Source organism: Arcicella sp. LKC2W (genome assembly GCF_034931005.1).
Lineage (GTDB): Bacteria > Bacteroidota > Bacteroidia > Cytophagales > Spirosomataceae > Arcicella.
Window position 1 is genome coordinate 159,608 of record NZ_JAYGIN010000010.1, and the last position, 6,171, is coordinate 165,778.

4 protein-coding genes are annotated in these 6,171 nt (G+C 36.8%); 2 read left to right on the plus strand and 2 right to left on the minus strand.

Annotation, left to right across the window (positions count from 1 at the left end; genetic code table 11):
• Positions 1–5: 5 nt before the first annotated feature.
• The gene (locus tag VB796_RS09730; protein WP_323346333.1) at positions 6–761 is read left to right on the plus strand and encodes a hypothetical protein; all 756 of its coding nucleotides are present in this window, start codon (positions 6–8) and stop codon (positions 759–761) included.
• 36 nt (positions 762–797) lie between these two features.
• Here the strand turns inward: VB796_RS09730 and VB796_RS09735 are convergent, their stop codons facing one another.
• Entirely contained in the window at positions 798–3,230 is a 2,433-nt protein-coding gene (locus tag VB796_RS09735) for a DUF5686 and carboxypeptidase-like regulatory domain-containing protein (RefSeq protein WP_323346334.1), read from the minus strand.
• Between the two features lie 152 nt (positions 3,231–3,382).
• Here VB796_RS09735 and VB796_RS09740 point away from each other — a divergent pair, with 152 nt between their 5' ends.
• The gene (locus VB796_RS09740; RefSeq protein ID WP_323346335.1) at positions 3,383–4,849 is read left to right on the plus strand and encodes an amidohydrolase; all 1,467 of its coding nucleotides are present in this window, start codon (positions 3,383–3,385) and stop codon (positions 4,847–4,849) included.
• A 110-nt stretch (positions 4,850–4,959) separates the two neighbouring features.
• Here the strand turns inward: VB796_RS09740 and VB796_RS09745 are convergent, their stop codons facing one another.
• Entirely contained in the window at positions 4,960–5,736 is a 777-nt protein-coding gene (locus VB796_RS09745; protein ID WP_323346336.1) for an NIPSNAP family protein, read from the minus strand.
• Positions 5,737–6,171: the final 435 nt, after the last annotated feature.

The window sequence follows — 6,171 nt, forward strand, 5'->3', positions numbered from 1 at the left end:
TATCCATGTACGTTCCTGCTTTGAAAAAACATCTTATTTTAGCTTGTCATCTTACAGGTATTTATGATGTAAACCGCAATATGACTTTGCAAAATGACGATTTTTCGTTGGTGAAAGATTGGGCAGACGCTATTGCCCATTTAGGGTTGCAAGGTGTGCTTTTTCACAATAATTTTTCGGAAGAAACTTGTAGCAAATACCAAAGTAAAAATCTTATTTTCATCAAAATTGAACATCAAACAATCTTCAATCCAAACGTATTTCGATACTTAGTTTATCGAGATTTTTTACTAGAAAATACGGCTAAAATCAAAGGTATTTTTGTTACTGATGTTTCAGACGTTGTGGTGGTACAAAATCCATTTATTCAACCACTTTTTATGAACAATCCCACCCATATTTTTTGTGGTGACGAACCAAAACCACTCCATAATGAATGGATGCAAGAACATTCCAATCATTTGAGAAGTAAAATAGCTGACTACGCCAATTATGAAGAAAATTTCAAAAATGCAACCTTACTTAATTGTGGTATTATTGGAGGAAATATTGGAGTGATGCAGACGTTCATTGAGAAATTAGCCAATATCCATCAACAATATAATCATGATAATAAAACTGCTTATACAGGAGATATGGGAGCTTTTAATTATCTTATTCACACCCAATTTAATGACCGTTTTTTTCACGGGTCGCCTATCAATTCTATTTTTAAGGTTTATCAAAATGACCGAACAGACTGTTGGTTTAGGCATAAATAAGGAATTTATTATGAAGACAACAGAACTCTTTAGTTCTTAAAACCGTACATTCCAAACCAAACGATACGCCCAATTATCCTGATTATTGGATAGTTCATTCGCTCCCCACCTTCTGAAAACACCAATTCCTGCTCCAACGTAAAACAGTTTCATTATGCGTTTTCGGTATAAATTATCTACCATCAGCCCTGATTCAAAATAGCCTTTTTCTAATGTTTTAAAATCAATTCCTTCATGAGCATTGTTATTATTATTAAAATTACCAAATGCAATTCCCTGAAAAACAGACACATCTGGTCTGAACCATTTAATATTGGGTTTCGACAATAAACTACCAAAACTATGAGTTACGAATAAGTTTGTGTATTGGTCGGACGTAAATTCATATAGTCCCATAGTGTTAAAATGATTGGCAACCCAAATCAAATTACCGTCTTCAGCCTTTCCACCACGCCCATTGTATAGATAAGGATAAGGAACTTCACCCCAAGTTTTTCCTGCCGTAAAATGTAAGAAAGTTTGCCCAAAACTTGGCGTATTCAAAGTATATTCTACTCTTGCGTTGAGTTTTGTGTAATTAGTCTTTCCTTCAGGGAAGTACAAAACTCCCTGTGCCAGATGCAAAGCAAAAATGGGAGATGGTAAGGTTGTAATAATTGAACCACGCCCAACTTGTGAAAATTGTTCGCCAAAAGCATACCTAATTCCAACCCCAATTTCAGTTGTATGAAAGTCGTCCATCATCGGACTTGCGGGGTCGTGCATCGGATTATGGTATTTATATTTATAAGTCGGATTTCGATATTCGTCTGTAAATGAGACAGATACAACGCCATATTTCAACGCCTTAAAAGTGAGTTCTGCTTTCATTTGTTTCAAACTATCCGCTTTTGCAATCTGAAAAGTACGGATTAATTCGTATGGGATTTGTGGAGAATTCCAGATAAAAAACTGGACGTTACCCGGTTCGGAAATATCAGAACGATACTGCAAACTCAATCGCATTCTTAGTTTTTCGCTGAGGGTCAATCTAATTCTCCCTTCATATTTAAAAGCCTTATCATTAAATCCATAACCAACCTTTGCGTCTAATCGAATAATTTTTGAGAAATTTTCATTCGTTAATACATTAAAAGTAGGACGAATTCCTTCATAAACATTTGCATCAAAAAGATTTTGAATAGATAAATCTAACTTTTTGCTCAATGGAATCATGCCCGCCACAAACCATTCTGACGCATTCAAGATGGCTGTTTGCTTGAATTTCTTAGCCAAAGACATTGATTTATGATACAAAAAGGTATTTTTCTCTCTTACCGAAAGAGAATCAGGACGAAGGTTTTTCCAAAAATTATCATCTTGATAAATGGCATCTGGTTTGATTTCAAGGGCATTTTCATCAAAATATGAAGCTAAAATAGGAACATCTAATTCGACATTTTTAATAGAACTTCTGATGTTAAATCTCAAACTTTGTCCGCCAATTTTAAATTCTGACAAAAGCCATTCAGCCGACAAATCTTTAGGAAACCATCTATTGGTTTCCCCGTTTTTTTCATAAACCTGCTCTAATTTGAAATTCAAAAGTCCTTTTTCGGCAGGTTCGGCTTCTACATATTGCAAGGCAAAATTGTCTGAATGGATATGTAAAACACCTTTTAACCCTTCAAAATTTGAGTTTTTTTGGGGAGCAAATTCTATGACAAAAGTGCTATCACCGATTTCAGTAATAAGCGTATCAATTAAATCAAAATCGTAACGATTGATTGCTCCTGTGGCGAGTGGATTTACATAAATTAATTGCTCACTTAGCTGTCTGCCTTGAAATTGAATGAAATCACGGTAAAATCCGAATTGTTGCAAAAGTGGCGTTAAACTGGTAAAAAGGGTACTTTTAGTGCCTGAAGTACGAGAAGCGACAACGATTTCTTTGCTTAAATTGGGACGAATAAAATGCCGAGTAGCATAACTTTCATTCACAAATAAATCATTATTTTGAAGTATTTTTCCTAACTTTTTATTGGCATTCAAGGAGTCAATATCTGCCGTTACAATACTTTTATGATAAACTTCGTACTTAAAAGAAAGGTAATTTTCGGGGTCATTGAAAGGCTTATTTTTAATGGCAGATTCTATAATTCGATGAGCGGGGTTGATATAATGAACTGTTACGCCTGATAGTTGATTATCCTTTTCTTCCAGATAAATGGCATTCGCATTTACGGCTTTTATGACCTTCGGAAAATAACCTATCGAACTAAAAATCAGCTCAGTATCTTTATTATTTACTGTAATTGAAAAACGCCCATCTTCATGAGACAAGACTCCTTTTGTCGTATTTTTGACAGAAACCGACACAAAGGGCAAAGGTTCTTTGGTGCGGGAATCAAAAACTTGTCCAGAGATAACTTGAGCCTTTATATTGATTGAAGTATGAAGAACTATTAAGAGAAGTATCAGTTTTTTCATGGAATTTTACGAAGTAAAATGTACGGGTTTACCCACGCAATTTATGAAATTGTAGATATTAGAATGTCGGGTGGCTGACCTACTTTTTTGTTTTTTGGTCAGAAAGGCTATATTTGTTGTATCATCAACAACTTAAATATCAACAAACAACAATGAAAAAAGCCCTAATTATCCTCCTAACACTATCAACCTTATCGGCATTTTCACAAAAAAAGAAAATGGCAATTCCTCCTCCTCAAAACACGGATAAACAAATTGTTATTTCCAACATCGACAAACGTTTTGACGAATACGCAGGCATCTCAAAGCAAATCTGGAATTATGCCGAATTGGGATATATGGAAGAAAAATCGTCTATTTTGTTACAAGAATTACTCAAAAAAGAAGGCTTTAGCGTTCAAGCAGGTGTAGCAGGCATTCCAACGGCATTTTTGGCTACTTTTGGCGAAGGCAAACCAACCATTGGAATTTTGGCAGAATATGATGCACTTCCAGGTTTAGCACAAGAATCTGTTCCAGAAATAAAACCTATTCCAAATCAAAAAGGCGGACACGGTTGTGGGCATAACTTATTCGGTACGGCATCAGTTGCAGCAGCGATTGAGGTAAAAAATTGGTTACAAAAATCTGGACAAAAAGGAACGGTAAAAATTTATGGTTGCCCTGCCGAAGAAGGTGGTTCTGGCAAAGTTTACATGGTGCGTGAAGGACTTTTTAATGATGTTGATGTGGTTTTGCACTGGCATCCAGGTTCTCAAAATTCAGCCGATGCGGGAACTTCGTTGGCAAATAAAAACGCTAAATTCCGTTTCAAAGGCATTGCTGCACACGCTGCGGCATCACCTGAAAGAGGTCGTTCTGGCTTGGACGGCGTAGAAGCAATGGATATGATGGTAAATATGATGCGTGAACATATTCCTCAAGATACTCGTATCCATTATGTAATTACGAAGGGTGGCGAAGCTCCAAATGTTGTGCCTGCTTACGCTGAAGTGTATTATTACGCTCGTCATAAAGACCGTGACATTTTACAAAGTGTTTGGAAACGCATTGAAAATGCCGCTCAGGGTGCTGCTTTAGGAACGGGAACAAAAGTAGAATGGGAAGTTTTGGGTGGTGTTTTTAACCTATTGCCAAACGTTACCTTAGCTGAAACGATGCACAATAATTTAGCAATGGTTGGCGGAGTAACTTATACGGAGGAAGAGAAAAAATTTGCCGAAAAAATCAGTGAAACGTTAGGCGACCAAAAACAACCCGTAGAAAATGCAGCGAAGGTAAAAGATTTCAGAGATGGTTCGGCAAGTGCTACCAGTGGAGGTTCTACTGATGTAGGCGATGTAAGTTGGACTGTACCGACGGTTGGTTTACAGACTGCTACTTGGGTTTCGGGTTCGGCGGCACACAGTTGGCAATCAACGGCGGCGAGTGGTATGACAATTGGGCAAAAAGGAATGATTGTGGCAGCTAAAACATTGGCTTGCACGGCTTTGGATTTGTACAAAGATGCAGTACTCATTGAAAAAGCAAAGGCTGAATGGCTACAAAAACGTGGAGCTGACTTTAAATATGAGGCTCTTTTGGGAGATAGAAAACCTGCGTTGGATTATCGGAAATAGTCCTCAAAAAGATAGACCACAGATTTTGCGGATTTAACAGATTTACACAGATTAATTATCAAAAAAAATCTGTGTAAATCTGCCTAATCCGTAAAATCTGTGGTCTATTTTTATATCTGCGAATATTCGGTAGGAGTCAAAAAGTGAGTTTCTGCTTTTGTCATGGCGTGGTCATATTCTGGAAGAACTTTAATTCGATTCCATTCTGAATCTGCACCGAATGCTTTCCAATGCTCATCTCTTGATTTTTTATTATCAAAAGTGGTCATATATACTAAATTAGGCTGTTTTCCACCAATAATTGTCTGAGCATAAAATACAGGATTGAAGCCTAATCTTACGAAAATATTAATTTCCCCACCTTCATTAAACATATCAACTTTCTTGTTTCCTTTAGCTTCACTGTGACTTTCGTACAAACGATATTCATATACTCTTTCCGATTTTGGGGCAGTCGTAGTCGGTACTTTCAAGGTCGTCCAATCTTTAAAAGCAACCGATAATGAACTTTCAAATCGCTCATAAGCGGGCATTGTGTGGTCAGTATCCAAATAAGGTTTTGCCGCTTGTTGATAAACTGCATCCGCCGATAATTTAGCACCAATTTTACTAAATTCTTCCAACGATTTATATGGAATTAGGACATATAATTTTAATCCATCTTTTTGGTCGGCTTCGTCAAAAACGCCAACTGAAGTAATTCCTGCACGATTATAGGCTGGTATTGCCGCATTTTTGAAGTAATCTTCTACAACGGTTTTCTGAGCGGCATTCTTGAAACTATACACTCTGGTTTCGTAGTATTGTGGTTTGCTTTTGGCAAAAGTGGTAATGGCAAACATCGTTGCCAATAAAAAAATACTGAGGGTTGAAATGCGTTTTAACATGGTTCTTGGAAAATAATTATAAATTTGAACTGTACATTAAAACAACAAAATTACGAGCAGATGGTTATCATTGTCTGTATTTGAGTGTTGTGGATTAGCGAATAGGCACGAATCATGAAATTTAACATCCCATATTTCTCATTTCCCTTGTCCACGGCAGAATGAGCCATTGCTAAATTTGCATAAGACCAATAAATTAATTCCCGTACAGTTTCAATTTTTTGTTTCGGAACTGTATACTTATTAATGCAAGTCCTAAAAACCTCACCCCCAGCCCCTCTCCGATGGAGAGGGGAGCATTCTTCCGCTTTTTTCTCCCCTCTCCGATGGAGCAGGGCTGTTAAGTTCTTTGATATATTGAAAATACTTTAACTTTGCACAAAATAAAATTTGTCAAATGAGTCTATTAAGTTGTTTAAGTGTGATAAACGACCC